The sequence below is a fragment of the Qipengyuania thermophila genome, from assembly GCF_004153605.1.
GTDB classification, from domain to species: Bacteria; Pseudomonadota; Alphaproteobacteria; order Sphingomonadales; family Sphingomonadaceae; genus Qipengyuania_B; species Qipengyuania_B thermophila.
Map to the genome: position 1 here is coordinate 21,286 of NZ_SDSI01000003.1, position 25,392 is coordinate 46,677.

General features: G+C 70.2%; 22 protein-coding genes and 1 tRNA gene. 12 read left to right on the plus strand and 11 right to left on the minus strand.

The window, feature by feature from the left end:
• Window positions 1–22 precede the first annotated feature (22 nt).
• From ETO60_RS08540 to ETO60_RS08560, 5 genes are all read left to right on the plus strand, one after another.
• On the plus strand, window positions 23–2,104 hold the full coding sequence (locus ETO60_RS08540) for a hypothetical protein (RefSeq protein WP_130004755.1): 2,082 nt from the start codon (window positions 23–25) through the stop codon (window positions 2,102–2,104).
• A gap of 17 nt (window positions 2,105–2,121) precedes the next feature.
• Window positions 2,122–3,660, plus strand: a complete 1,539-nt coding sequence (locus tag ETO60_RS08545) for a DUF1996 domain-containing protein (protein ID WP_130004757.1) — start codon at window positions 2,122–2,124, stop codon at window positions 3,658–3,660.
• Between the two features lie 100 nt (window positions 3,661–3,760).
• Window positions 3,761–4,099: a hypothetical protein gene (locus ETO60_RS08550; protein WP_130004759.1), complete on the plus strand. Its 339-nt coding sequence runs from the start codon at window positions 3,761–3,763 to the stop codon at window positions 4,097–4,099.
• The gene (locus ETO60_RS11260; protein WP_165362151.1) at window positions 4,089–4,232 is read left to right on the plus strand and encodes a hypothetical protein; all 144 of its coding nucleotides are present in this window, start codon (window positions 4,089–4,091) and stop codon (window positions 4,230–4,232) included. Before ETO60_RS08550 ends, ETO60_RS11260 begins: the two co-directional genes overlap by 11 nt.
• Complete coding sequence (locus ETO60_RS08560) at window positions 4,229–5,635, plus strand: DUF1996 domain-containing protein (RefSeq protein ID WP_165362152.1); 1,407 nt, start codon at window positions 4,229–4,231, stop codon at window positions 5,633–5,635. The genes ETO60_RS11260 and ETO60_RS08560 overlap by 4 nt, the downstream gene beginning before the upstream one ends.
• On the opposite strand, the gene ETO60_RS08565 is transcribed toward ETO60_RS08560, so the two are convergent.
• From ETO60_RS08565 to ETO60_RS08575, 3 genes are all read right to left on the minus strand, one after another.
• Entirely contained in the window at window positions 5,636–5,989 is a 354-nt protein-coding gene (locus ETO60_RS08565) for a thermonuclease family protein (RefSeq protein WP_199798860.1), read from the minus strand.
• Complete coding sequence (locus ETO60_RS08570) at window positions 5,986–7,308, minus strand: tyrosine-type recombinase/integrase (RefSeq protein WP_130004762.1); 1,323 nt, start codon at window positions 7,306–7,308, stop codon at window positions 5,986–5,988. The genes ETO60_RS08565 and ETO60_RS08570 overlap by 4 nt, the downstream gene beginning before the upstream one ends.
• Window positions 7,309–7,428: 120 nt before the next feature.
• Window positions 7,429–7,518: transfer RNA gene (locus ETO60_RS08575), tRNA-Ser, on the minus strand.
• A 178-nt stretch (window positions 7,519–7,696) separates the two neighbouring features.
• Between ETO60_RS08575 and hspQ the strand changes: the two genes are divergently transcribed.
• The gene (hspQ, locus tag ETO60_RS08580) at window positions 7,697–8,074 is read left to right on the plus strand and encodes a heat shock protein HspQ (protein WP_130004764.1); all 378 of its coding nucleotides are present in this window, start codon (window positions 7,697–7,699) and stop codon (window positions 8,072–8,074) included.
• A gap of 27 nt (window positions 8,075–8,101) precedes the next feature.
• Here the strand turns inward: hspQ and ETO60_RS08585 are convergent, their stop codons facing one another.
• Complete coding sequence (locus ETO60_RS08585) at window positions 8,102–8,989, minus strand: ABC transporter permease (RefSeq protein ID WP_130004766.1); 888 nt, start codon at window positions 8,987–8,989, stop codon at window positions 8,102–8,104.
• Between the two features lie 125 nt (window positions 8,990–9,114).
• Between ETO60_RS08585 and ETO60_RS08590 the strand changes: the two genes are divergently transcribed.
• The 3 genes from ETO60_RS08590 to ETO60_RS08600 all read left to right on the plus strand — a co-directional run bounded on the left by ETO60_RS08590 (window position 9,115) and on the right by ETO60_RS08600 (window position 11,949).
• Window positions 9,115–9,915, plus strand: a complete 801-nt coding sequence (locus tag ETO60_RS08590; protein ID WP_130004768.1) for a GcrA family cell cycle regulator — start codon at window positions 9,115–9,117, stop codon at window positions 9,913–9,915.
• A 39-nt stretch (window positions 9,916–9,954) separates the two neighbouring features.
• Window positions 9,955–10,749 carry an enoyl-CoA hydratase-related protein gene (locus tag ETO60_RS08595; protein ID WP_130004770.1) on the plus strand — a complete coding sequence of 265 codons (795 nt, stop codon included), beginning with the start codon at window positions 9,955–9,957 and terminating at the stop codon, window positions 10,747–10,749.
• 156 nt (window positions 10,750–10,905) lie between these two features.
• Entirely contained in the window at window positions 10,906–11,949 is a 1,044-nt protein-coding gene (locus ETO60_RS08600; RefSeq protein WP_130004772.1) for a TerC family protein, read from the plus strand.
• Between the two features lie 43 nt (window positions 11,950–11,992).
• Here the strand turns inward: ETO60_RS08600 and ETO60_RS08605 are convergent, their stop codons facing one another.
• The 3 genes from ETO60_RS08605 to ETO60_RS08615 are packed head-to-tail and all read right to left on the minus strand — an operon-like array spanning window position 11,993 to window position 16,205.
• Window positions 11,993–12,325 carry a P-II family nitrogen regulator gene (locus ETO60_RS08605; RefSeq protein ID WP_165362153.1) on the minus strand — a complete coding sequence of 111 codons (333 nt, stop codon included), beginning with the start codon at window positions 12,323–12,325 and terminating at the stop codon, window positions 11,993–11,995.
• Between the two features lie 40 nt (window positions 12,326–12,365).
• The gene (locus ETO60_RS08610; RefSeq protein ID WP_130004776.1) at window positions 12,366–14,831 is read right to left on the minus strand and encodes a putative inorganic carbon transporter subunit DabA; all 2,466 of its coding nucleotides are present in this window, start codon (window positions 14,829–14,831) and stop codon (window positions 12,366–12,368) included.
• A 12-nt stretch (window positions 14,832–14,843) separates the two neighbouring features.
• The gene (locus ETO60_RS08615; RefSeq protein ID WP_130004778.1) at window positions 14,844–16,205 is read right to left on the minus strand and encodes a proton-conducting transporter transmembrane domain-containing protein; all 1,362 of its coding nucleotides are present in this window, start codon (window positions 16,203–16,205) and stop codon (window positions 14,844–14,846) included.
• A 95-nt stretch (window positions 16,206–16,300) separates the two neighbouring features.
• On the opposite strand from ETO60_RS08615, the gene ETO60_RS08620 reads away from it, so the two are divergent.
• Together ETO60_RS08620 and ETO60_RS08625 are read left to right on the plus strand one after the other, a co-directional pair.
• Window positions 16,301–17,158, plus strand: a complete 858-nt coding sequence (locus ETO60_RS08620; RefSeq protein ID WP_130004780.1) for a LysR substrate-binding domain-containing protein — start codon at window positions 16,301–16,303, stop codon at window positions 17,156–17,158.
• Between the two features lie 37 nt (window positions 17,159–17,195).
• Window positions 17,196–18,971 carry a RecQ family ATP-dependent DNA helicase gene (locus ETO60_RS08625; protein ID WP_390612711.1) on the plus strand — a complete coding sequence of 592 codons (1,776 nt, stop codon included), beginning with the start codon at window positions 17,196–17,198 and terminating at the stop codon, window positions 18,969–18,971.
• Between the two features lie 29 nt (window positions 18,972–19,000).
• On the opposite strand, the gene ETO60_RS08630 is transcribed toward ETO60_RS08625, so the two are convergent.
• Window positions 19,001–20,302: a sensor histidine kinase gene (locus ETO60_RS08630; RefSeq protein ID WP_130004782.1), complete on the minus strand. Its 1,302-nt coding sequence runs from the start codon at window positions 20,300–20,302 to the stop codon at window positions 19,001–19,003.
• A gap of 5 nt (window positions 20,303–20,307) precedes the next feature.
• Window positions 20,308–23,172, minus strand: coding sequence for a DNA polymerase I (polA, locus tag ETO60_RS08635; protein WP_130004784.1), 2,865 nt, complete (start codon window positions 23,170–23,172; stop codon window positions 20,308–20,310).
• Window positions 23,173–23,366: 194 nt separating this feature from the next.
• On the opposite strand from polA, the gene ETO60_RS08640 reads away from it, so the two are divergent.
• Window positions 23,367–23,648 (plus strand): hypothetical protein, encoded by a 282-nt coding sequence (locus ETO60_RS08640; protein WP_130004786.1) that lies wholly within the window; start codon window positions 23,367–23,369, stop codon window positions 23,646–23,648.
• A gap of 69 nt (window positions 23,649–23,717) precedes the next feature.
• Here the strand turns inward: ETO60_RS08640 and ETO60_RS08645 are convergent, their stop codons facing one another.
• Both ETO60_RS08645 and ETO60_RS08650 read right to left on the minus strand, forming a co-directional pair.
• A complete protein-coding gene (locus ETO60_RS08645; RefSeq protein ID WP_130004788.1) occupies window positions 23,718–24,749 on the minus strand; it encodes a serine hydrolase in 1,032 nt (343 codons plus the stop codon).
• 112 nt (window positions 24,750–24,861) lie between these two features.
• Window positions 24,862–25,269 carry a baeRF12 domain-containing protein gene (locus tag ETO60_RS08650; RefSeq protein WP_130004790.1) on the minus strand — a complete coding sequence of 136 codons (408 nt, stop codon included), beginning with the start codon at window positions 25,267–25,269 and terminating at the stop codon, window positions 24,862–24,864.
• Window positions 25,270–25,392: the final 123 nt, after the last annotated feature.

Genomic DNA, 25,392 nt, shown 5'->3' on the forward strand with positions numbered 1-25,392 from the left:
CAAAGCAAGGAATCTCTAGAGCATGATCGAGCAGGAACTCCTGACGGCTATTCAGGCACTTGTCGGTCGGCGGGACTCCTCCTACCGCGAACTTGCGAACCTCATTGCAGGGTCGGCGACGGGCGGGCCGAACGGCGACGGTTACTATCCCGCCACAACGGCGGACGGTGCCGTCCGAATGCTGCCGTGCTGGGAGAAGGTCATCGCTCTTGGCGGGGTCAGCCCGCCACAACCCGTCAATCTCAAGCCAGCGCTCAGTGCCAGCACCATCCTTGAAACCGCTGCGGTGGGGTCCGTGGTTGGCACGTTTGCACTTGCAGCCGGCCAGTCCGCCACGCTGGTCGGCAATGCCACAGGTCGATTTGCCCTGAACGGCTCCAATCTCGTTGTCGCCTCATCGATCAATGCGGACGGCGGCTCCATTCAGACCGTTCGGCTGCGCACCAGCGTTGCGGGAACGCCCAACGCCGAGTGGGACTACCCGATCACCATCACGGATGTTGCCTCCAGCGACACGACCCCCGATCCATTCAGCTTCGCCAACGTGAACGGGGCCGCTCTCTCCACGATGGTCGAGAGCAACGTCATCACACCCACCGGCTTTGATGCGCCGTCTCCGATCAGCGTGACGACCGGAGAATATCGCCTCAACGGCGGGCCATGGACCAACGCGAATGGCACCATCAATCCTGGTCAGACCGTGCAGCTGCGGCGACAATCTTCAAGTGTGAACAGCACATCCCTTTCGACTAGCCTTAGCATCGGCGGAGTGAGCACCACGTGGCAGGTTACGACCGCAGCCGCCACAGCGCCCGCTCTGCAAGAGCTCACCTTGTCGCAGTCCCAGATCACGGTCGGGCAGGCAACCACGATCAACATTCTGGGCGCGACAAGTGGCTCGGCCCTGTCCGGCACCGTCCCTGACGGCCTCACGATCAACAGCAGCGCCCGCACCATCACCGGCACCGCCACGGCAGCAGGAACAGGCGGTGTCTCCATCGTCGAGACGCTCGCAGGGGCGACAGGTAGCCCACGCACTTCGACGCCAGCGCTTGAGCGGGTCGCGCCGCCACCACCGCCTTCGCCGCCACCCGCCTTCTGGTTCCAGGCGCCGACGATCGCGCAGGTCAATGCGGCCGGCAACGCTCTCGACGTGTCGATTTCCTGGCCGTCTGGAACCCGCGACAGCGACGGGCTGTGGCTGGAGACGCAGGCCGCCTCCGACGCGGCCTTCACCCAGCCGCTCACAGGAGAGACGCAGGTCCGCCACCACCTGCGCATGATTTCGGCGCTCGACCTCGCTGACAACGACGCGGTCGCGGGGCCGGACCACGAACCGCTGCCTGTGCTCGAAAGCCAGCCCAACGGCCCGATCTTCTTTCGTCTCAGGCTCGCACGCGAAAACCTCGATGGCGACGGCTTCTCGCCCGTGTCGGACTGGTCGAACGTGGTCAGCGAGACAGTCAGCGTCCTCGTCGCCGCCTTCCTCAACCCGCAGGACAAATCTCCGAACGAGATCACGACCTTGCGCAACAACAATCTCACCATCCGCTCGGCGCAGCTGGGTTTCGGCACGATCTTCGGAGCACGGGCCACTCAGGGGCGCATGGGGCTGTACGGCTTCGAGGCGGTGGCGCGGCGGATCACTGGCACGGGCAATCCCGGGCACTGTCGTGTGGGCATCCTGGACACGTCCACCCCGATCAACGCCGAGAACACGTACCCTCGTCCGGGGCAGGACGCCAACGGCACCTCGATCGTGTTCGAGCGCGGCGAACTGTTCTACCGCGACAGCGGCGGCTTCAAAGCATTCAACTCGTCCTACACCTCGGGCGAAGGCGCGCGGGTCACGGTCATCGTCAGCACCGACAGCAGCCACGATGGACACTACCGCGTCTGGTACCGGCACAACGGCGCTTATGTGGGAACCGGAGTGCAGAACCCGCTGACCCGCGAGGGAGGTTACCCCTTCCTCATTTCCGGGCCGCCGATGCCCTGGTGCGCGCCGATGGTGACGGGTTCGAGCACGTTCGAAGTCGATTTCATCCCCGACGGAGCGAACATGCTCCATCTTCCCGCCGGCGTCACCCCCTGGAATGGCTGATCATAAGGACATTCATAATGCGCATTTTTTCTCACCTCGTCGCGTTGCTTGCGCTCTTCTGCGTCAACCTTGGCGCCACTACTGCGCTCGCCCAGCCCATGGGGCCGGTCAGCCAGGCGCAGCTCGACACGGCGACGCCGCTGTTTGCCGGTCAGGTCCGTCCGCAGCACCTGCCGCCCTATGTGCCGCAGCCGCTGAACTGGGCAACCGGCACCAACGAGCCGGTCGTCGGCGACGGCTCCGCGACCGGGGGCTTCGCTCCCTCCTACACCCTGCTGCCCGACTACCTGACCCCCAATCCGGAGACGATGTGGGCGACCCGGAACGTGGCGACACAGGGCGGAGGCTGCGGTGGACCGGACAGCATCGCGCCCTGCGGCCGTCCGCACGAGATCAAGGCGCGCTTCACGGTCGGCACGATCCCCTATCCCTTCTACAATGACCCGCTGCGCAACTGGGGTAAGCCCGGCACGAGCCATCTGCACACCTTCTACGGCAACTGCCAGCCGCACGCCTTCGCCACCGCGGCCACGCTCAGGCGAGACAATGGCCGGGGCGACTGCACCAACGCCGAAGGTCAGTTTCTGAACGCGGTGTCCTACTGGCAGCCGGCGCTCATCACCCGCGTGCGCGGTACCCCGCCAGCGCTCATCACCGTGGGCGGTCAGCAGGCCGTGGCCCTCGCTGACAAAGGGGCCGGGACGCAGAAGGCAGCCATCAAGTTCAAGCAGGCGACGATCTACTACATCGGCACGCAGAAGGATCGGAAGACCCACCCATACCCGGTGGGCCTCGGCTACATCGGCGGCTTCAACATGGACAATCCGAACAAGATGATTGCCATCAAGAACGCCGCCAACGCGCAGGCGGGGTGGAACCGCTATTCGCTCAATCTTCGCGGCGAGGCTGGGACGGATGTCGAGTTCGCGACGCGCCATCAGTGGACCTGTGACGGCGTGTCCGGATCAACACCTTCGTTGCGGCGCGCCGACGGCACGGACCCGTTCAACGGGCAGTGCGGCCCGGGGCAGACGCTTCGCCTATTCGCCATGGGACCGACCTGCTGGGACGGCGTAAATCTTTGGTCGCCCACCGGCTACGATCATCTTATCTACCCGCTGCGAGATGCGGTCACCAATTCCGTCACCTGTCCGCAGGGATGGTACCATGTGCCGCGGTTCGAGCTGAACATCGGCTTCGACCACCAGGGCTTCGCCCCGCGCACCGACGGCTTGGGCTACGGCGCCTGGACCCTCGACAGCGACTGGCACGCCCAGCGCCACGAGGGAGGCATGGGCACGCTGCCGGGCGCAAGCTTCCACTTTGATTACCTGGCCGCCTGGGACCGCCGGGTGCAGGAGCACTGGGTGCGCTTCTGCATGGGTTCGGTGCTGCTCGGCGGCACGCAGACCATGGAGTGCAACGACGGGCAGATCAGCGAGACCCTGTTCCTGCCCGACTGGCCGGGCATGGGTTCGAACACCGCGCAGGAGGTCGTCATCGTGCCGGAGGTCAACACAGGCATGATCATGACCCACACCCGGCGGGGGAGCTGACCCGGCGCATCGTCTACCGCGACGCAATCACCGGCCGGTTCGTCACGCGCGTCTACGCGGAGGCGCATCCCGACACCACCATCCGGCAGGAGATCAGGACATGCTCACCGCGTGGCTGACAGCCAAGGGTCTGTTGGGCATCCGCAACGGCTGGTGGACGCTGGCGGCGCTCGTCATCGCCACAGCGGCCGCCACCCTTGTCACCATCACCGACAACCGTGACCGGCGCCTTGCCGACACCGCCCGTGACGCGGGCGCGGCGGCGACGACGGTCGAACAGCAACGCTCCGTGCTGGAGCAGATCGAAAGGGCACACCATGCCGAGATGGAGATTGACCGGGGCGGCGATGCTGGCCGCTACGAGCGCTGCCTGCGCGACGCCACCCACGACACACGCGCCCATTGCGACCGCTTCAAGCCTGTGCCTGGTGGATCGTGAAATCCCCTACCGCCTCGCCCCCGCCGCGAACGCCGACGACCGGGGCAACCGCTACGACACCGACGAGACGGTTGCCCATATCGACCGTCACAACGCAAGGCTACGCGCTGCCTGCCCGGAGACCCGCCCATGACCGACCCGCTTGCGACTCGCGCGGCCAAGGCCCGCACCGAGGTGACGACCGCGCTCAATGCCAGCCGCCGCGCGGAGACGGCGCTCAAGGCGGGGCGGACGGACAAGGCGCTGGCCGAGACGGCCGACACCCGCCGCGCGCTGGCCCGCGCACAGACGGCGGTTGACTATCTCGTGCGCAGCGGCGATGGTGGCGATCCCTCGCCTTCGCCATCGCCCACGCCTGCGCCATCGCCCACGCCGCCGCCATCGCCGTCGCCCGCTCCGATCCAGCCGCCGGCGACGCCGCTTCCGGTCGACCCGCCCACGGTCCCGTCGGGGTGGGTCAAGACGACCGACATTGCCCCGGTCGAGCGCGACTTCGACTTCCGCGACTGGCTGGACAGGCGCCCGCCGAACGCCGTCACCGAGCGGGGCGCCATGCGCATCTCGCAGCCGCATGTCGCCCTCACCACCCGCGACCCCGTGTTCCGCATGGAGCACAGCGGCCATGTCCACAACGCCTTCAACCGGTCGAACATCCCCTTCGACGGCTCCTACGAGAGCCTGATCCGCTCGAACAACGCGGTCGGCGAGGGCGGGCCGATCAACGCCAGCATCTACATGTCGAGCGGCCTCATCGTCCAGGACATGGACGGCCGCTGGCACTGCCTCATCTCCCGCTACTCCATCTTCTACTACAAGGACGACCCGCGCCGGGTGGAGCGGCGCGAGATGCACCGCGACTTTCCGCGCGGCCTCGTGAGCCTCGGCGGCATCCGGCACTACCGCGAGCCGGAGCAGTGGAGCGGCATCAGCAGCTCGCCGATCCACAACAGCCCGGCGCGCTACATGATCCTCCAAGGCAGCGAGGGCAGTCCGCAGGACGTGCCCGGCTCTCCCGGCACGGGCGGCAACCCGCCGACATGGCGGCTTGACGACCTGCTGCCCTTCGCCCGCCCCGGCCGGCACATCCAGCTCAACATCGACTACCCGCAGTGGTGGGACGGGGAGCATGTGGACAGCCCCGATCACGTGAGCCACCTGTCCTACCGCCGGACGGAGCGGCACCGCTACTTCCTGCCGGAGCGCTCGCACCACGAGCTTGCCACGCTGCCCGACTTCCCGATCAAGCGTATTGCCTGCCACGCCGATCTGGCGGCGGACGGCACGCTGCGCGGCGAGCCGGGACGGGAGACGCACGGCTACTGGCGGGAGGGGTTCGTCGATGCGGTGCGCGAGACGATCCACCGCGCGGTGTTCGATACGGGGCGCGATGGTTCGAACGGCAACCTCCAGGATGGCACCGCGCTGCGCTGGATCGACGGCAGGCTCAATGAGCGGCTCAGGGCGCGGCCGGTGAGCGTGCCGCTCGACGAGGTGCTGGCGGGCGGAAGCGAGTTCGATCTGCTCAGCCTGGCCTGATCAGCACCAAGGCCGCCGCCGTCCCTCCCATGGCCGGGCATGGCCCTCGCGCACCAGCACCGTGCCCACGTCGCGCCCGTTGACGCTCACCCGCGCCAGCGTGCGCCCGTGCCGGTCGGTGCCGGTGCGGCGGATCACGGGCCGCCCGCTCCGCAGCAGCTCCACCAGACGGTCGCGCGCGGCCACCGCACGGCGGCGCTCGGCGGCGCAGCGCCCGTCCAGCTCCGGCGTGTCGATGTTTTCCAGCCGGATGCGCTCGCGCTGCCAGACGATGCTGTCCCCGTCATGGACGCACGTGACACGCACCCCGCTCGCCGGGCACACGGCGATGGCCAGGGCGACCAGCAGGCTCATGTCGCGTCCCTCCTGCACCGCTCCACCGTCAGCAGCTCGGCCGGCGGCAGCAGCCCCTCGCTGATGAGGCCCGCCCACTCGCAGGCGATCTCCCGCCGCGCCGCCATGCGCTGCGCCCGGTTGTAGGCCGCCTCCACCTTGTCCGCCGCCGTGTGCGCCAGCATGGCGTCGATCACCGCGCGGTCGCCAGGACGCCGCTCGTTCATGACGGTGCTGAAAGCCGCGCGCCATCCGTGGGGCACGTGCCGGCCGTGCGCGCCGGTGCGGTTGTAGAGGTAGCCGATCGCGTTCTCGCTGAGCGGCCGGTGCGCATGGCGCTGGCCGGCGAACACCCACGGCAGCCTGCCCGTGAGCGCCCGCACCGCGCGCAGCACCTCCACCGCCTGCGGGGCGAGCGGCACGAGGTGGTCATTCGCGGCGTCGCCCTTGCGCTCCAGCTTGAGCTTGAGCAGCTCGGCCGGGATGTGCCACAGCGCGTCGGGCGAGGGCGCGTCGCTCTCCCAGTCGATGTGCAGCATGTCCTCCCACCGCGCCTGCCGCACCGTGCCGGGCCGCTGGACCGTCAGCGCGAGGAAGCGGCTGGCGAGCAGCGTCACCGGGTAGGCCTCGGTCGCCTCCGCCGCGCGCAGCAGATCGCGCAGCCGGTCGATGTCGGTCACCGCTGGCTGGCGGCCCTTCTTCACGATCGGGCGCAGCGCCCCGCGCACCGTCTCGGCGGGATTGGAGGCCAGCAGCCCGGCCGACATGCCGTAGGCGTAGACCGCGGCGAGGCGCTGGCGGACCCGGCTGGCCGTCTCGATCGCCCCGCGCGCCTCGATCCGGCGCAGCACCGCGAGGATGGCCGGCGGATCGAGCGCCGCCGGATCGGCCGCCCCGATGTGGGGGAACACCTCCTTTTCGAGGCTGCCGATCACGTCGGCGGCGTGGTGGGGCACCCAGCGCTCCCGGTTCAGCTCGTGCCATTCGCGCGCCAGCGATTCGAGCGTGTGCCCGGTGGAGGTCGTCAGCGTCTTGCCGGCCGTGCGCGGGTCCAGCCCGTCGCGCAGCATGGCCCGCGTCGCGTCGCAGCGCTCGCGCGCCTCCTTGAGCGTCACCTCGGGATAGGGACCGTAGGAGGCGGTGCGCTCCTGCCCGCCGAAGCGGTACTTGTGCCGCCACAGCCGGGAGCCGCTGGGCCGGACCAGCAGGTAGAGGCCGCGCCCGTCCGGCAGCTTGAGGTCGCGGTCGGGCAGCGGGGTCATGCGGCGGATGATGACGTCGGTGAGCTGCCTGTCCCGCACCGGCCAGCGCCCGACCCGTGACCCCACGCGTGACCCCATTATGACCCGCCCCTCCTGTCAGGATTTGCCCTTTATGCCCCTCCTGCCCAACAGGCGACGGCAAAAACAGGCTGATTTCCGCCCTTTCTGTCCGGGTTTGCCGCGATTGTCAAAGTGATATGGCGGAGAGGGTGGGATTCGAACCCACGGTACGGTTGCCCGCACACCGCATTTCGAGTGCGGCGCATTCGACCACTCTGCCACCTCTCCGCGAGGCTGTGCCGCCGGCGCCGTGCCGCGGCGCACGGGACGCCGGTCGAGGCGGGGCGGTTAGCGCGTGGCACGCGGCTTGCCAAGTGCAAACACGCCCGGTGCAAACACGTGGGCATGGCCTGCGGCGAGCAGGGCGCGCTTGTGCGGATGCATCAAAACACCATATGAGCAGCGCATGGACCAGATCGAGTTCTTTTCCGACCAGGCCGGACGGTTCGTCATGGCGCCCCGGCAGGTGAGCAGCCGCTTCGGCATCGGCGATGTGGTGTGCCACCGCCTGTTCGACTTTCGCGGCGTGGTGTTCGACATCGACCCGGTGTTCGCCAACAGCGAGGAATGGTACGATTCCATCCCGGCCAACATCCGCCCGTCGCGCGAGCAGCCGTTCTACCACCTGCTGGCCGAAAACGACGAATCCTACTACGTCGCCTATGTCAGCCAGCAGAACCTGCGCCGCGACACCGACGGACCCGTCGGCCACCCGGACGTGGCGCAGATGTTCGAGGGCTACGAGAACGGCCGGTACCGGATGCGCCGCTCGCTCACGCACTGACCCGCTGGCGGGCTGCGTTTCGCCTCCTCAGCTCTTCAGCCGCCAGCCCGAGCGCAGGACCGCGTAGCAGATCAGCGCCAGCACAAGGTTGAAGGCGGCCAGAGCGGCTGCGGCCCAGAAAACCGCGCCGGTGCCGCTGCCGATGTCGCTCTGGCCGACGAAGCCGTAGCGGAAGCCCGAGATGACGTAGAAGAACGGATTGGCTCGGCTGATCGCCTGAAAGGCGGGGTGCAGATTGTCGATGGTGTAGAACGTGCCCGACAGCAGGGAGAGCGGCGCCACGACGAAGTTGGTGACGGCCGCGTTGTGATCGAACTTTTCCGCCCAGATGGACGCCAACAACCCGAACAGCGCCAGCATCAGCGCCCCGGCGAGCCCGAAATAAAGAACCGCCCACCCATGCACGATCTCCAGCGACAGTCCCGGATAAAGCAGCATTGCGGCGCCCACGGCCGCGCCCACGAGCACGGCCCGGGTCATGCCGGCCAGAACGATGCCGGCCATCAACTCGCCGGTGGAGAGCGGCGGCATGAGCAGGTCGATGATGGTGCCCTGGATCTTGCCCGCGAGCAGGGAAAAGCTCGTGTTGGCAAAGGCGTTCTGCATCATCGCCATGACGATCAGGCCGGGACCGATGAAGCTGACGAAGTTGACGCCGAGCACCTCGCGGCCCGTGTCGCGACCCAAGGCGACGGAGAAGATGACGAGGAACAGGAGAGTCGTCACCGCGGGCGCCCAGATCGTCTGCGTCTGGACCTTCATGAAGCGCCGCACCTCCTTGAGGAAGAGGCTCCACACGCCGACCCGGTTCACGCCGACGAGAGTCGGCACGCCGTAGGGGCTGAACGGCGGCGGCGAGGGCGTGGCGGACGGGTGTGCGGCGTCGGACGGATGGGGGGCGGTGGTGTCGACCATGCGCCCGCCTATGGCACAGCCAGTCGCGCTGGCAAGGGATCGGCGCGAGGGTGCGGCCTGCCATCCGGCTGGCATCGCGGGCGCGGCTATGCCATGGCATTTCGCGAACAGATCAGGGTGTCGAGATGAGTTGGACCGAAGAGCGCATCGCCTTGCTGAAGCGCCTGTGGGAGGGCGGCGCGACCGCCAGCCAGATTGCCGAGGAACTGACCGGAGTGAGCCGCAACGCCGTCATCGGCAAGGCACACCGGCTGGGGCTGAAACCCCGTCCCTCGCCGGTCAAGAGCGGCGGGGCAGGCCGGGGGCGGACCGAACCGGCCGCGCCGCAGCCAGGCCTCGAGGCGCCGCAGCAGGACATGGCGGCCGAAGCGGCTCCGCAGGAGGAGGCCAAAGCGGAGGCCGATCCGGCACCGGCGCCCGCAGCACGCCCGCGCGAGGATGCGCCGGCCGCCCGCGCCGTATCCGCCGATCCGGCCCCGCCGTCGCCGGTAGAGGCGACAGGCGGCGAAGCGGCTGCCGCCATACCTGCCGCCCCCGACGCGGCCCCGGCGCCGCAGGAGCCGCCAGCCGCACCGCCGGTGCCGCCGCAGCCCCGGATCGTCTCCGTCGGGCCGGGCGGGTTCCTGCGGCAGGGGCCGGGCGACCAGCAGGCGCCGATTCCGCCGGCGCCGCCGCGCCGCCTGGTGCCGGCGAAGCCCAGCCCGGAGATCGCCGACAAGACCAGCCTGCTCGATCTCAACGACAAGGTGTGCCGCTGGCCGCTTGGCCATCCGGGCGAGGCGGACTTCCATTTCTGCGGCGAGCCCGTGAACCCCGGCTTCCCGTACTGTGTCGAGCATTGCGGCCGCGCCTACCAGGCGCAGCTCCCGCGCGGAGTGCGCCGTCCCTCGCCGCCGCTGCCCTTCGGAGGGCCGCGGGTCCGCTGACACCTGCTGCGCCGGTCCTCCGGCAGCCAAGGAGAGCCCATGGCCGACATGATCACGACTCACCGCGACGGCGCGGTGCTCGCCATCACGCTGAACCGGCCCGAGCGGCTCAATGCCTGCCCGCCGCAGATGGCGGACGAGCTGCGTCGCGCGCTGGCCGGTGTCGGAGACGCGCGGTGCGTGCTGCTGACGGGAGCCGGGCGGGCGTTCTGTTCGGGTGCGGATCTTGCGGCGGGCGCGGCGGGGAGCGAAGGCGGCAGCGGCGGAACACCCGGCCGCCATGCGCACGACCGGCTGAACGCGTCGTACAATCCGCTCATGCTCGCGCTGGCCCGCTGTCCTGTGCCGGTTGTGGCGGCGGTGAACGGGCCTGCGGCCGGCATCGGCTGCTCCATTGCCCTGGCCGCCGACCTCGTGATCGCGGCGCGCAGCGCCTATTTCCTCCAGGCCTTCGTCAACATTGGGCTGGTCCCCGATGGCGGGGCGAGCTGGATGCTGCCGCGGCTCGTCGGCAAGGCCCGCGCCATGGAGATGATGCTGCTGGGAGAGCGGATCCCGGCGGCGCAGGCGGTGGACTGGGGGCTGATCGCGCGGATGGTCGAGGACGACGAGCTGGCCGCCGAGGCGCAGCGGCTGGCGCAGCGGCTCGCCGCCGGTCCGACCGTGGCGCTGGCGGCGATGCGGGCGAATGTCTGGCGCGCGCTCGACAGCGATTTCGCCACCGCGCTCGGGGACGAGGCCGAAGCGCAGCGCGTGGCCGGTGACAGCAGCGATGCGGCGGAAGGCGCGCTCGCCTTCCTGCAGAAACGCGCGGCGCGCTTCACCGGCGGGTGAACGGCTCATCGACAGACGGATCGGGCCGGGCGCCTGCGCGCTTGCCTGCGGGCGTGCTGCTGCTACACAGAAGCTCGCCGGGCGCAGCGTGCGCCTGTGACCCCCGCTGCCACGCGCGGGCACTGCTCCGGCCCCACGTCATGAGAGATCCCGTGCATGCCTGATTTCCTGCTCGCGAGCTGGCTGGGAACGCCTGTCTGGTTCTGGATGGCCTTTCTCGTGATCGTGATCGTGCTCACGGCCTTCGACCTTGGCGTGCTGCACAAGGAGGACCGCGAGCTCGGCATCGGGGAGAGCTTGCGCCTGTCGGTGTTCTACATTGCCGTCGCCCTGGCCTTCGGCGCCTGGGTGTGGGTGGAGCGCGGCGCGACCGCCGGGATGCAGTATTACACCGGCTTCTTCATCGAAAAGGCGCTGTCGATCGACAACGTCTTCGTCATCAGCCTGATCTTCACCTATTTCGCCATCCCCGCCAAGTACCAGTACCGGGCGCTGCTGTGGGGCATCATGGCGGTGATCGTCCTGCGCGGCCTGATGATCGCCGGGGGCGCGGCCCTGCTGGCGGAGGCGCACTGGGTTCTCTACATCTTCGCCGGCTTCCTGATCTTCACCGGGATCAAGATGTTCTTCGCCGGCGACGAGACGCCCGACGTCGGCAGCAACCCGGTCGTGCGCTGGATCAGCCGGCACATGCGGGTCACGCCGGAGCTGCACGGGCAGCATTTCTTCGTTCGCGTCGCGGATGCGCGGACCGGACGCATGGTCGTCGCGGCGACGCCGCTGTTCCTCGCCCTGGTGGTGATCAACATCGCCGATCTGGTGTTCGCAGTCGACAGCGTGCCGGCGATCTTCGCCATCACCACCGACACCTTCATCGTCTACACGTCGAACATCTTCGCCATCCTCGGACTGCGGGCGCTCTATTTCGCGCTGGCGGCGATGGTTCACCGCTTCCACTATCTCAAATACGCGCTGGCGGCGATCCTCATCTTCATCGGCTCCAAGATCTTCGTCACCGATTTCCTGATGGGCGGGGAGAAATTCCCCCCTGCGATCAGCCTCGGGGTGACGGCGGCGCTGCTCGCCGCAGGGGTCGGCTACTCGCTGTGGAAGACTCGCGGAGAGGAGGCCGCGGCCTTTCCCGCTCCGGCCGAGGACGATCCGCTGCGCGACGTGCCGACCGTGCGGGAGCAGCGCTGACCCCTCCCGCTCCCGCGTCGCTCGGCCGGCGCCGGCGTGCGGCTCAGTCGGCGCGGAAGTAATCGGAGCGCATCACCTCGACATCCGAGAGGAACAGCACGCCGGCATGGCTCGCGAAGAACCCGCGCAGCGTGTCGGCCGCCTGGCGGACGCGCTCCGACGGTCCCACGCCGACGAACATGACAAGGCCGGTCTCGTCGCTGAAGATGGTGCGGCCCTGATGAAATCCGCTGTGGCCCATGCCGGCCACGTCGCGGATCATCGTCCACCCGGCGATCCCCGCCTCGGCAAGGGCGCTTTCGATCAGCCGGTGGTCGGCGGCGTGCACCACCACTTCGATCTTCTTCATCGAGGACAGGGTCGGATTGTCGTTCATCACGGGCCTTTCGGTCTGACGGGGCGGAAGGGGCTGCCGGTCACGACAGCGGGACGGAGGGCCAGCGGTGCTGCTGGCCGGTGATCGGGTCGAGGATGACGAGGTGGACCCAGCCGTTGCCGAACAGGCGGCGCAGCACGTCCTGCCCCTCGACCACGGCGCGCACATGCTCGACCGGCGCTTCGACGATGGTGGTCAGCCGGCGCGGGACGTGGGCGGGCGTGCCGTCGTCGTGAAAGAGCGACTGGCGCGGCAGGCCGATCGCCAGGTCGCCGCCATTGCCGCGCAGCACGCCGAAGCCGCCGACCGGATTGTGCACCGTCTTGTCGCCCGCGCCCAGCACCTCGTTGTCGGCGGTGGAGAACAGGTACTGGCAGTTGATCCACTGCGCGACCACCATCGGCGCGGTGAGGATGGTGGCGAGCGCCTCTCCGGACGCGTCGCCGCGCCAGTCGTAATCGTGGAGGAAGGCCGCGCCCCCGAGATCGACGGAGCGGGTCAGGCTGCGTGGCGCGACGATGAAGGCCGCATTGCCCGTCAGACCCCATTCCGGGCGCACCTCCGCCCAATGCGCCGCGCCGCGCGCCAGGTCGTCGGCCGGGCGGTGCAGCCGCGTCGCGCGCGCCGCCCGCACGCCAGCCCCGGCCTCGACGAGCGACGCGGACAGCGCCGCGATGTCGCCATGATGACTGGCGGGCGCCAGATGCGTGTCGAACAGCCGGATTTCGTCGGTGGTGGTGTTGTGCTCGGCGCCGAGGAACCAGCACTGCTCCGGAATGTCGAGCGCGGCGCGGATCGCCGGCTCGTTGAAGATGGCCGCCAGCACCCGCGCATTGGGCGCGCCGCCATGGCCCGCGCACGCGCCGCAATCGAGCGCCGAGGCGTAGGGGTTGTTGACCGCTTCGCCCGCATGGCCGGTCAGCACCACCAGCCGCGATTGCGGGCGGATGCCGGTAAGCGCGATGAACCCGCGCGCATAGGCCAGCCGCTCGTCGGGGGTCAGGCCGGTGCAGGATCCATGCGGGTCGAGCGACGGCATCAGCGCATGCGGATCGCCCTGCCGGCGCAGCAGGCGCCGCGCCAGCAGCGGCGCGGCGGTGCGCAGCGCCATCCACGCGCCGGCGGCCGCGCCGACCGTTTCTGCCGTGGCGTAGGCGGTGGCCGATCCGGCCTTCAGCCGGTCGAACAGGGTCAGGGCTGCGGCGCGGCGGTGGCGGCGGGTGCGCAGCCGCTCGGCTTCGCCCTCGCATCCGCGGGCAGGCAGAAGGGCAAGGTCGTGCTGCGGCGAGACCAGCACCGGCAACTGGCGCTGGCGCCGCTGTCCGGGTTCCGCAACGGCTATCATCAGCCCGAAGAAGCCGGCATAGCCCACCGTCTGGTAGGCTCCCTGAGCCTCCACCGCCCGCCGCATCGGTTCCGAACGCACGTCGATGCAGAACACGAGCTGGGCATCGGGCACGTGCGCGTCGCTGCGTCCGGCGCTGGTCTGCGCCGCGGAAAGGCGGGCGAGCAGGGGCGTGGTGAAGCTGTCCTCGGCCGCCTGCATGAACAGGAGCGACAGCGCCGCCGGATCGAGGGCGACGATCTCCTCCACCGTGTCCGGCAGCGGCGCGTCCAGACCCAGATGCTGCGCGAGCTGCCGCACGGTCGCGGCCGGGTCGTGGCGCATCGGCGCGGCTTCCGGCGCGCCAAGGACGGCGTCGGCGAAGAGCAGGGCCGCGATCAGGTCGGCCATGTCGGCCGGCGCCTCGGCGGCCATGTCGGGATCGGCCTGTTCGGTGCGCCAGCGGATGTGCCCTGCCCAGCCGGGCAGACGGGCGACGCACCGCGCGAGCCGCGTCTGCGGGTTCGCGTCCGCAGCCCCCTCCCGTCCGAGCGCCCAGCCGATCGCGTCGAGAGGTTGAGCCGGGCATGTGGCGGTGTCGGCGCGGCGGGCGCGAGGCATCTGCTCCGTCACCAGCGCGCGCGCCAGGGCGAACAGCCCGCCCGTGGCGGCGGCACTGCCGAAGGCGACGACCGGGCGGGAGAAATACGCGGCGCAGGCGTCGGCGACGAGCAGGGCCGCCGGGTCGGTCACGGGCTGGGGCGCCGGATCCTCGGGGAGGTGCAGCAGCCGGGCCATGAGCAGGTCGAGGCGCGACACGCCTGCGGCGACGTTCGCTGCGGCGGCGTCGGGACCGCCGAGCCATGCCGTTGCCGCGGTGCGCAGCGCCGCCTCCTCGACCGCGCCGTCCGTCAGCAGCCTGCGCCACAGGGCCAGTGGCAGCCATGGCCGCGCCCGGAACGTCTCCGCCGCCAGCCGCACCGCCTTGCCGAACGGCTCGGTCTCGAACCCGCTGAGCGGATTGACGGCGATGGCTCCGTCGAGCGGCCACAGGGGCGGCACGGTGCGCGCGGCGAGTTCGACCGCGAGCGCCAGCTCGGCGCGGGTGAACTGCCGGGTGGCGGGGACGGGCGAGGCGGCCTCAGCCGGATGCGCAGGGGCAAGGAGGGTGGCGGGCTTCATGGTCACGGGGTCCTAGCTGTTCAGGAGGCGGACATAGACGGCGGACGGCAGCAGGCCGCCCGCGCGGCGGCGCGCCGTCTGCGCCAGCCATGCAAGGTTGAAGACGGCCCAGAGGCCGACAACGAGCCATAGCCCGGCCGGGGCCTCGCCATAGGGCCGGGCGAGCAGGGCACCCGCCAGCGTCACGCCGCCGGCATAGGTCACCGCCAGGACGAGCGTTGCGGCGAGCAGCGCCGGCGTCCGCAGGAGCGCCGGCGCGGCGGCCAGCGCGGCCGCAACGGCGAGAGCGACGGGCAGGGCACCGGTCGGCGGCAGGCCGGCGGCGATCGTCAGCGCGCCGGCCGCGGCGCTGAGCACCACCGCGACCGCGGTCGCGCCGAGCGTGGGCGCGGCGACGGCCGCATCGGCGCGGCGCCCGATCGCCGAGCCGGAGGCAAGGAACAGCCACGCCTTGAACAGGCCGTGCGCCACGATGTGCCACAGCGCGGCGGCATAGGCGCCAAGGCCGCAGGTCATCAGCATGAACCCCATCTGCGCCACGGTCGAGCCGGCCAGCGCGCGCTTCACGTCGGGGCGCACCAGCATGATGCCTGTGCCCCACAACGCGGCGAACACGCCGGCGCCGATCACCAGCCATTGCGCGGCGGGGGCGCTCTCGAGCACCGGCCCGAAGCGGATCAGCAGCACCCCGCCGGCGTTGACGAACCCGGCATGCATCAGCGCCGAAACCGGCGTCGGCGCGGTCATCGACCGCGTGAGCCAGCGGGAGAAGGGCGGCAGGGCGCACCGCGCCGCCGCGGCGACGACCAGCAGCACCGCGCCGAGGGTGTTCAGCGCGGTCGGCGTGGCGGCCGCGCGCTCCGCAATCACCGCCACGTCGCGCGACCCAGCCTGCCAGGCGAGCAGCACGAGGCCGGCGACCAGTGCCGCATCGCCGACGGTGAACAGGCGCAGGGCCCGGCGCCGCGCCGCGCGCGCCTCGGCCCAGTGCCGCTGATGACCGATGAGATCGGCGAGCACCCATCCCGACACCAGCCATCCGGCGATCAGCGACAGCACCGACTGCGTGCCGGTCAGCAGCAGCACGGCGGCGAGAAGAACGAGCACGTTGACCGCGAAGCGCGTGCGCGCTCCGTCCGCCCTCAGATAGCGCTGCGCGAAGCCCAGCACGATCGCCCCGATGCCAAGGGTGAGGGCGCCGACGAGAAGGAACAGGCCCGATCCGGCCCTGCCCATGGCCGCAGCGACGACCAGCAGGCCCAGGGCCGCCGTCGTGCCGGCGGCGGCGAGCGTGACGGGGTCGCCGGCGCGGCGGCTGCCGGCAAGCACCGCGGCCAGCGCGAGCACCGCGAAGATGATGAGCATCAGCGACATGAGAACTCCCCTGAATGCGGGCCCTATGTGAGACGCTGCGGTTATTTGTGAAACGATAAGTTGCAATGGTGGTCATTTCGGATGCAAATGCCCAGATGCCGCGCACGCTTGACCTTGATCTCCTTCGCAGCTTCGTCACCGTTGCCGAACTCGGCGGCTTCACCCGTGCCGGCACCCGCCTTGGCCGCACCCAGTCGGCCGTCAGCCTGCAGATCAAGCGGCTGGAGGAGCAGGTCGGGGTGCCGCTGATCGCACGCGGGCCGCGCCACTTTGCCCTGACGGGTGCGGGGCGCCGGCTGCTCCCGCACGCACGGCAGATGCTGCGCATGAACGATGCGGCGATGGCCGAACTGGTCGAGCCCGAGGTGGCCGGGCTGGTGCGGCTCGGCGTACCGGAGGACTTCGCCACCGCCCACCTGCCGGAAGTGCTCGCCGAATTCACCGACGCGCATCCCAAGGTCGAGCTGGAGGTGACCTGCGACTTCACCCTCAATCTCGAACAGGCGTTCCGGGCGGGGCGTTTCGACCTCGTGCTGGTGAAGCGCGAGCCGGAGGTCGCCCTCACCGGGATGCGGGTGTGGCGCGAACCGCTGATCTGGGTCGCGCGGGACCACCTGTCGGTGCCGGCCGACGGACCGCTGCTGCTGATCGCGTCGCCCGAGCCGTGCGTCTACCGCCACCGCGCGATCGCCGCCCTGGAGGCGGTCGGGCGGCCGTGGCGGTGCTCCTACACCTCGACCAGCCTCGCGGGCACGCAGGCGGCCGTGCGCGCGGGCCTCGGCGTCGCGGTGCTGCCGCGCGAGATGTGTCCGGACACGCTGACGCCGGTGCCCGAAGGTGTGCTGCCGGCCCTGGCCGACACCGAGATCGCGCTGATCGAGGCGCCAGGCGCCAGCCACAGCGCGCGCCGCTTTGCCCAGCACATCGCCCAGGCGCTCGAACGCGGCGCCTGAGGCTTCGCGGGACGTGACGGCGCCCGGTCGCCCCGGTATGGCCGCGCTCATGCTCGACCAGGCGCGTGCGGTGCTTCGCACCACGTTCGGATTTCCCGACTTCCGCGGCGTCCAGGCCGAGGTGATCGCGCGCGTCCTGCAGGGTCGGCGCACGCTGGCAGTGATGCCGACCGGCGCGGGCAAGTCGCTGACATACCAGCTTCCTGCGGCGATGCTGGCGGGGACGGGTGTGGTGATCAGCCCGCTGATCGCGCTGATGCACGACCAGCTGCGCACGGCCGAGGCGGTCGGGCTGCGCGCCGCGGCGCTGACCAGCGCCGACGACGACCGCGCGGCCACGGTGGAGCGGCTCCGGTCCGGAGCGCTCGACCTCCTCTACATCGCGCCCGAAAGGGCGGCGCAGGCAGGCTTCCGCGCCCTGCTGGCCGATGTGCCGCTGGCGCTGTTCGCCATCGACGAGGCGCATTGCGTCAGTGAATGGGGCCATGACTTCCGACCCGACTACCGGCTGCTGCGCGGTCTCCTCGACGCGCATCCCGCGGTGCCGCGCCTCGCTCTGACGGCGACGGCGGATGCCCACACCCGCGCCGACATCCTCAATCAGCTCGGCATCGGCGCGGACGGGCTCATCGTGGCCGGCTTCGACCGGCCCAACATCCGCTATGCCATGGCTCCGCGGACGAGCGCGGCGCGACAGATCGCCGGCGTCATGGCCGAACAGCCCGGCCCCGGCATCGTCTATGCGCCGAGCCGCGCGGGCGCCGAGTCGCTGGCGGCTGCGCTGGCGCATACGGGACGGCCGCTGCGCGTCTACCACGCGGGCCTCGACCCTGCGGTCCGGGCCGCCAGCCAGGCCGACTTCGTCGCAAGCGAATCGATGGTGATGGTGGCGACGGTGGCGTTCGGCATGGGCATCGACAAGCCGGATGTGCGGTTCGTCGCCCATGCGGGGCTGCCGCGGTCGATCGAGGCCTTCTACCAGGAGACCGGCCGCGCGGGCCGCGACGGCGATCCGGCGTCGGCGCACCTGTTCTGGAGCGGAGACGATTTCGCCCGCGCCCGCGCCCGTCTTGCCGACCTCGAACCCGCGCGGCGCGAACAGGAGGCGCAGCGCCTTGCCGTTCTGGCCGGTCTGGTGGAGACGGCCGGGTGCCGGCGCGCCGTGCTGCTGCGGCATTTCGGTGATCCGGCGCCGGAACGCTGCGGCAACTGCGACACCTGCCTCGACCCGCCGGCGACGCGCGACGCCACCGAACTTGCCCGCAAATACCTGTCGGCGGTGTTCCGCACCGGCCAACGCTTCGGCACGGGTCATCTGGAAGACGTGCTCACCGGCCGCTCGAGCGCGCGCAGCCGGGAGCAGGGCCACGAATCGCTGTCGGTGTGGAACATCGTCGATGACGAGGAAGCCGCGCTGCTGCGGCCGGTCGCGCGCGCCCTGTTGCTGCGCGACGCGCTGCGAGCGACGCCGCATGGCGGGCTCCATCTCGGCCCTGCGGCGCGCGCGCTGCTGAAGGGAGAGGCGGAGCTTCGCGTCGCCGTTCCGCCCAGGCGCCGCCGGGCGACGCGCGAAAGTCCAGCCAATCCGGACGGCGATCCGCTGTTCGAGGCCTTGCGCCAGAAACGGCGCGAGCTGGCGCGCGACGCCGGCGTGCCGCCCTATGTCGTGTTCCATGACGCGGTGCTGCGCGAGATGACGGCCGCGCGACCACGCACCCGCGATGCGCTGGGCCGGATTGCGGGGATCGGCGCGCGCAAGCTCGACCTCTATGCGGAGCCGTTCCTCGCCGTGATCCGCGCGCAGTGCGGATGAGCGAGCCTCCTTCGCCCGCGCACCGACGCTCAGCGGGGGGCGAGGGGAAAGCGGATGTCGACCGCGAGCCCGTCCGGAGTGAACCGGCGCTCCACGCTGCCTCCCAGCTGCCGTGCCGAGCTGGTCATGAGCATTGAGCCGAAGCCCTGCCGCTCGGGCGCCTGCGGCGGGGCAGCGACCCCGGTCTCCCGCCATTCGAGCACAACCCCGTCACCCTCCACCCGCCAGTGGACTTGGATTTCGCCGCCATGTTTCCAGGCGCCGTACTTGACCGCATTGGTCGTGAGTTCGTGCAGCACCAGTCCCAGCGGTGTCGCCGCCTCCTGCGGCAGCGTGACGGGCGGCCCGTCGATCCGCGCCTGCATCGTGTCGGACTGGTAGGGCGCAAGGGCGGTGGCGACGAGCTGCTCCAGCGTGCCCGTGCGCGTGCTGCCGGTGCCCTGCGTCACCTCGTGCGCGGTGAGCAGCGCGCGGATCCGGTCGGCGATGCGCGTCACCACCGGCTTGGCTTCCGGCGCATCGCGGGCGGACATCTGGACGATGGCGAGGACCACCGCGAACAGGTTCTTGACCCGGTGGTTGAGCTCGCTGGCCAGCAGGTCGGCCCGGTCCCGCGCCGCGGCCAGCGCGGCGGCCCCTTCGGCCTCCGCTTCGGCCAGGGCGTTGCGCTGGATCAGCCGGTAGCCGAACAGCAGCGCGATGATTAGCGCCGCGATCAGCCCCACGAGCAGCGGCAGCAGCCGCGCCTCGGCCTGCGACGCCTCGACGATGGCTTCGCGCAGGATGGCACTTTCGATCGCCTCCATCTCGCGGGTGGCGAACCGCAGCCGGTTCATCGCCTCGAAGCCATGGTTGTCGAGCACCTGGCGCCGGGCGTCGAGAACGCGGCCCTGCTGCACGAGGCCGACCACCTCGTCCAGTTCGGCGAATTTGGTGCGGGTAAGGGCGGTGATCTCGGCGAGCAGCTCGCGCTGGCGCGGCGTCAGATCCTCGCCAAGACCGCTGTGCAGGCGTTGCAGCGCCGTGTTGTATTCGGCCCGCGCCGCGAGATAGGGCTGAAGATAGCGGCGGTCGAGCGTCAGGAGATAGCCGCGCTGTCCCGTCTCGCCGTTCAGCGCGGCCCGCTCGACCTGCCGGATCTCGAACAGCACGGCCACCGTCTGGGCGGCCTGCTCCCGCTGCCGCCGTTCGGTCTGCACGGTCTGGAACACCAGCAGCAGCAGGCCGAAGATGGTGCCGGCAATCACCGCCAGCAGGAGGGAATTGAGCAGCCGCCGCCGGGTCCGTGACGAACCGGAGCGGCCCGGCTGCAAGGCCTCGGGACGCGGCATCTCGCTCAATGCGCGGCCCCCCAGCTGGGCCCGCTTCCCACCTCCACACCCAGCGGCACGCTGAGCCGGACGGCCGGGGCGGCGGCGTCGGCCATGACCGCTCGGATGGTCGCGGATGCTGGCTCCACCAGTCTTTCGGGCAGTTCGAACACCAGTTCGTCATGCACCTGCAGGAGCATGCGCACCCCGTCCGGCTGGCCGGGGCGCAGACCGGCCTTTGCCAGCGCATCGTGCATGCGCACCATGGCCCGCTTGATGATGTCCGCGCTGGTGCCCTGGATCGGGGCGTTGATGGCGGCGCGCTCGGACCCGCTGCGCTCGGCCTGGTTGCGCGAGCGGATGCGCGGGAACCAGGTCTTGCGGCCGAACAGGGTCAGCGAGTGACCCCGCTCGCGAACCTCCTCCAGCGTGCGGACGATGTATTGCTGGATGCCGGGAAACCGCTGGAAATAGGTGTCGATCATCGCCTGCGCCTCGTCGGGCGTGACCCCGAGCCGGCCGGCAAGACCCCAGCGCGAGATGCCGTAGAGGATGGCGAAGTTGATCGTCTTGGCCCGGGCGCGGGTGTCGCGGTCCACGCTGCCGAACATTTCGGCGGCGGTGCGGGCATGGATGTCCTCTCCGGCGGCGAACGCGTCGCGCAGCGCCGGCACGTCGGCCATGTGCGCGGCGAGGCGGAGCTCGATCTGCGAGTAGTCCGCCGACAGCAGCACATTGCCCTCGTCGGCGACGAAGGCGTCGCGGATCTGCCGGCCGATGGGGGTGCGGATGGGGATGTTCTGGAGGTTCGGGTCGGTGGAGGACAGGCGCCCGGTCTGCGCGCCGACGAGGCTGTAGGAGGTGTGCACGCGGCCCGTGCGCGGGTTGATGGCCGCCTGCAGCGCGTCGGTGTAGGTGGTCCTGAGCTTGGTGAGCTGCCGCCACTCGAGCACCTTGGCCGCGACCGGCGCGCCGTTGGCGGCGAGATGTTCGAGCACGGTGAGGTCGGTCGAGTACTGGCCGCTCTTGCCCTTCTTGCCGCCCGCATAGCCCATCTTGTCGAACAGGATCTCGCCAAGCTGCTTGGGACTGCCGATCGCGAAGCTTTCTCCGGCGAGGGCGTGGATCTCGCTTTCCAACCGCGCCGTTTCGGCGGCGAACTCGTCGGACAATCGGCCCAGCGCCTCGCTGTCGACCCGGATGCCGTGACGTTCCATCGCCGCCACGACCGGGATCAGCGGCCGGTCGATGCGCTGGTAGACGCGGGTGACGCTCTCGTGGCTGAGCCGGGGCTTGAGCTGGCTGTGCAGCCGCCAGGTCACATCGGCATCCTCGGCCGCATAGCGGGTGGCCTGATCAAGCGGCACCTCGGCAAAGCCGATCGCCTTGCGGCCCGTGCCGCAAATGTCCTTGAAGGTGAGGGTGGTGTGTCCGAGGTGCCGCTGGGCCAGCTCGTCCATGCCGTGCCCGCCGCCGGTGCCCTGTTCGGCCCTCCCGGCATCCAGCACGAAGCTCATGATCATGGTGTCGTCGATGGGCGCCACGACGATGCCGTGCCGCGCCAGCACGTTGAGGTCGTACTTGATGTTCTGCCCGACCTTGAGCACCGCGTCGCTCTCCAGCAGCGGGCGCAGCGCCGCCAATGCCGCGGCGGTGTCCACCTGCGCCGGCCGCTCGGCGAGCAGGTCGTCCCCGCCATGGGCGAGCGGGATGTAGCAGGCATCGTTGGGACCCAGCGCGAGGCTGATCCCGACGAGATCCGCCCCCATCGCGTCGAGCGCGCTTGTCTCCGTGTCGATCGCGACCAGCCGGGCGGCCATCGCGCGTGCGACCCACGCCTTCAGCGCCGGCAGGTCCTGCACGCAGGCATAGGCGTCGCGATCGACCGGCGGCAGCGCCGGTGCCGCGGGCGCGACGCTCTGCGCCGCGTCCGCCGGGCCACCCGCAGGTGTTGCGCCGTTGGGGTAGAGCTGGGTGCGCGGGCTGGGGCTGCCCCGGCCGTTGTCAAGCCGGCGCAGGAGGCTGACAAAGCCGTGCTCCTCGAGGAAGCGGGACAGGGGCTCGCGCGGAATGCTCCTGAGAGCCAGCTCCTCGAGCGGCACGGCGAGCGGCACATCGTCCTTGAGGGCGACGAGCTGCCGGCTGAGGAGCGCCATGTCCCGCCCCTCCAGCAGCCGGTCGCGCAGCTTGGACGCCTTCATCGCCTCGGCCGCGTCGAGCGCCGCCACGAGCGAGCCATGGTCGGCGATCAGCTTCGACGCGGTCTTGGGCCCGATGCCGAAGATGCCGGGGACGTTGTCGACGCTGTCGCCCATCAGCGCGAGCACGTCTCCGACCAGATGCGGAGGGACGCCGAACTTCTCCTCCACCTCGGACGGGCCGATCCGCTGGTTCTTCATCGTGTCCAGCAGCTCGACCGCGCCGCCAAGGCCCGCTTCCGGCGCGGCGCGGACGAGCTGCATGAGATCCTTGTCGGAAGAGACGATGGTCACGTCCCAGTTCCGCGCCGTCGCCGCCTCGGTGTAGGAGGCGATGATGTCGTCCGCCTCCAGCCCCGCCTCCTCGATGCAGGGCAGGCTGAAGGCGCGCGTCGCATCGCGGATCAGCGGGAACTGCGGGCGCAGATCCTCAGGCGGTTCGGGCCGGTGTGCCTTGTAGTCGGCGTACAGCGCGTTGCGAAACGAGGAGGAATCCTTGTCGAGGACGACCGCAAGGTGGGTCGGACCCTCGGCCCGGTCGAGATCCTCGGCGAGCTTCCACAGCATCGTCGTGTAGCCATACACCGCCCCGACCGGGGTGCCCTGCGGGTTGGTGAGCGGCGGAAGTCGGTGGTAGGCGCGGAAGATGTAGGCCGAGCCGTCGACGAGGTAGAGATGCGCGGGCGCCGCCATGATCTGCGTCCCTAGCAGCGTCAGCCGGGCCGCACGAGCGGCGATTTGCGGACCGCCCGGAAGAAAATGCGGCGAAACGATGGCGATGGCGCTTGTGCTGCCACAATTTTGCCACTATTCAGACCGTGAAGCCGGCCTCGGCTTCCTTGGTCCGAGGTCCCTTCATGGACTGCCGTGTTTAAGGAATGATCACCATGCGCAAGATTGCTCTCGCCGTCGCCGCCGTCGCCACCCTTGGCGTCGCCGCCTGCTCCGAAGGCACGCAGAACGCTGCCGAAACCACCGCCGAGCGTGCGGCCGCCGACACGGAAGCCAACCTCGAAGCGGCCGGCAACGCCGTGTCCACCACCGCCGCCAACGCCGGCGCCGCGGTTGACAACGCCGCTGCGAACGCCGCCAATTCGGCCGACCAGGCTGCCGCGCGCGCCGAAGCCGACCTTCAGAACGAAACGGTCACGCAGGCTCAGGCCGACTGATCGGTCGCTCTGGCGAAAAAGACGGGGGCGCGGCCGCGGAGGCTGCGCCCCTTTTTCGTGTCCGGCAACTCAGTTGCCGATGATCCGGCCGCTGCCCTGCTCGAAGCGCTGCTGCGCCAGCGTCTGCGTGGCCGGAGTGCTGCTGAACCCGTCATACAGCACCCGGGCGATCGAGGCGATTTTCGCCTCGCGTTCGAGCCGCGTTCCCTGTCCGGTCACGTAGATGGCCATGGCCACGGCCCGTCCGTCGGGCAGGGTGACGATGCCGACATCGCTTGACGTGTTGTTGAGAGAGCCGGTCTTGTGCGCCACCTGGGCGTTCATCGGCATCAGGGCGCGGATCCGCCGCTGTCCGGTGACCGTGCGGCTCATGGCTCCGAGGATGATCTGCCGGCTGGTCGGCGACAGATAGTGCCCTTCGTGCAGCCCGCGCAGGAAGGTGACCATGGCACGCGGCGTCGCGCTGTCCCGCACGTCGACATGGATGGCCGGATTGAACTCGCCATCGTCCCGCACCAGCGTGGCGATGTCGCGGTCGAGGCTGAACTCGGTGATGCCGTTGCGCCGCATCCAGTTGCTGACCACGCCCGGGCCGCCGACCGCCGCCAGCAGGGCGTCGGTGGCCGGATTGCTGGAGCGCGCGATCATGATCTCGATGAGGTCGATGGCGGGCATGTAGCGCCCCTGCGTCACCGGGGCGACGGCGCTGGAGAACCGCGCCGACTGACGCGGGATCAGCAGCGGAAATTCGCTCGACAGGGTCCAGCGTCCCTGCTCGACCCCTTCGAGAAAGGTGGCGGCGACAGCGATCTTGCTGGTGCTGGCCATGGGGAAGCGCTGATCGGCAAGAACGGCCACCTCCTGCCCGGTCGACAGGTCGACGGCCATGACGCCGATCCGCCCGCGCGAGGGTTCGGCGAGCGCGGCAACGCGCTGCTGCAGGTCGCTGATGTGAGAGGCCGGGGCCACGGCGGCGGCACGTGGCTGCGTGCCGAGCACGCTGTCGAAACGTGCCTCCAGATTGGCCGGCTGCGCGACCGCGCCGGTCGACCAGCCGAGCACTGCCGCCGCCAGCGCGGCACCGATCCCCTTGATCCGCATGACCTCTCCCTAGCCGAATCGTGCTTTCGTCGAGGTTAATTGCGGCCCTGCGGCGGGCGCAACCCCGTTGCGCCCAGCCGTGAGTGGCGCCAGCGGGCGCCGCCCGCTCCGGTCAGGAGGCGGCGAGCACCTGCGCGATGCGCTCGGCCGGCTCGTTCGTCATCGTCTTGGGCACCTCGCCGCGCAGGCGGCTTTGCAGCTCGCCGTGATAGTGACGGCGCATTTCGCCCAGCGTCTTGGGGTCGGCGATGATGATGAGGTCGTCGATCCGGCCGGCCTTCGCCTCCGCGTTCAGCCAGTCCGCCGCCGCCGCGGCATGGGCAAGCTCGTCCAGATCGGTGCTCCCGGTCCGGCGCCCGGCATCGTCCTGGTTGCGGATGCCGGCGCTGTGGTTGGTCGGCTCCAGCGAGGGCGTCTGCGGGTTCGACAGCTTGGGTTCGAACATCTGCCCCGTGTTGCGCATGACGACGAACCGGTTGCCATCGACGACGGCGACGTGGGCATTGTGCGGAACCTTCATCTGATCGTGTCTCCTGTTCTGGGGTGTGCGACACCAACGCCCGACCGGCCTGAACGCTCCGCGCCGGGCGGACGCGAAACGGCCCGGCGAGGCGGGAGCCTGCCGGGCCGTTCCTGCATCAGC

Excerpts from the sequence above, each read along its gene's own strand:
- ETO60_RS08540 (WP_130004755.1), top strand. The coding sequence starts at position 23 with ATGATCGAGCAGGAACTCCTGACGGCTATTCAGGCACTTGTCGGTCGG.
- ETO60_RS08545 (WP_130004757.1), top strand. The coding sequence starts at position 2,122 with ATGCGCATTTTTTCTCACCTCGTCGCGTTGCTTGCGCTCTTCTGCGTC.
- ETO60_RS08550 (WP_130004759.1), top strand. The coding sequence starts at position 3,761 with ATGCTCACCGCGTGGCTGACAGCCAAGGGTCTGTTGGGCATCCGCAAC.
- ETO60_RS08560 (WP_165362152.1), top strand. The coding sequence starts at position 4,229 with ATGACCGACCCGCTTGCGACTCGCGCGGCCAAGGCCCGCACCGAGGTG.
- ETO60_RS08565 (WP_199798860.1), bottom strand. The coding sequence starts at position 5,989 with ATGAGCCTGCTGGTCGCCCTGGCCATCGCCGTGTGCCCGGCGAGCGGG.
- ETO60_RS08570 (WP_130004762.1), bottom strand. The coding sequence starts at position 7,308 with ATGGGGTCACGCGTGGGGTCACGGGTCGGGCGCTGGCCGGTGCGGGAC.
- hspQ (WP_130004764.1), top strand. The coding sequence starts at position 7,697 with ATGGACCAGATCGAGTTCTTTTCCGACCAGGCCGGACGGTTCGTCATG.
- ETO60_RS08585 (WP_130004766.1), bottom strand. The coding sequence starts at position 8,989 with ATGGTCGACACCACCGCCCCCCATCCGTCCGACGCCGCACACCCGTCC.
- ETO60_RS08590 (WP_130004768.1), top strand. The coding sequence starts at position 9,115 with ATGAGTTGGACCGAAGAGCGCATCGCCTTGCTGAAGCGCCTGTGGGAG.
- ETO60_RS08595 (WP_130004770.1), top strand. The coding sequence starts at position 9,955 with ATGGCCGACATGATCACGACTCACCGCGACGGCGCGGTGCTCGCCATC.
- ETO60_RS08600 (WP_130004772.1), top strand. The coding sequence starts at position 10,906 with ATGCCTGATTTCCTGCTCGCGAGCTGGCTGGGAACGCCTGTCTGGTTC.
- ETO60_RS08605 (WP_165362153.1), bottom strand. The coding sequence starts at position 12,325 with ATGAACGACAATCCGACCCTGTCCTCGATGAAGAAGATCGAAGTGGTG.
- ETO60_RS08610 (WP_130004776.1), bottom strand. The coding sequence starts at position 14,831 with ATGAAGCCCGCCACCCTCCTTGCCCCTGCGCATCCGGCTGAGGCCGCC.
- ETO60_RS08615 (WP_130004778.1), bottom strand. The coding sequence starts at position 16,205 with ATGTCGCTGATGCTCATCATCTTCGCGGTGCTCGCGCTGGCCGCGGTG.
- ETO60_RS08620 (WP_130004780.1), top strand. The coding sequence starts at position 16,301 with ATGCCGCGCACGCTTGACCTTGATCTCCTTCGCAGCTTCGTCACCGTT.
- ETO60_RS08625 (WP_390612711.1), top strand. The coding sequence starts at position 17,196 with ATGGCCGCGCTCATGCTCGACCAGGCGCGTGCGGTGCTTCGCACCACG.
- ETO60_RS08630 (WP_130004782.1), bottom strand. The coding sequence starts at position 20,302 with ATGCCGCGTCCCGAGGCCTTGCAGCCGGGCCGCTCCGGTTCGTCACGG.
- polA (WP_130004784.1), bottom strand. The coding sequence starts at position 23,172 with ATGGCGGCGCCCGCGCATCTCTACCTCGTCGACGGCTCGGCCTACATC.
- ETO60_RS08640 (WP_130004786.1), top strand. The coding sequence starts at position 23,367 with ATGCGCAAGATTGCTCTCGCCGTCGCCGCCGTCGCCACCCTTGGCGTC.
- ETO60_RS08645 (WP_130004788.1), bottom strand. The coding sequence starts at position 24,749 with ATGCGGATCAAGGGGATCGGTGCCGCGCTGGCGGCGGCAGTGCTCGGC.
- ETO60_RS08650 (WP_130004790.1), bottom strand. The coding sequence starts at position 25,269 with ATGAAGGTTCCGCACAATGCCCACGTCGCCGTCGTCGATGGCAACCGG.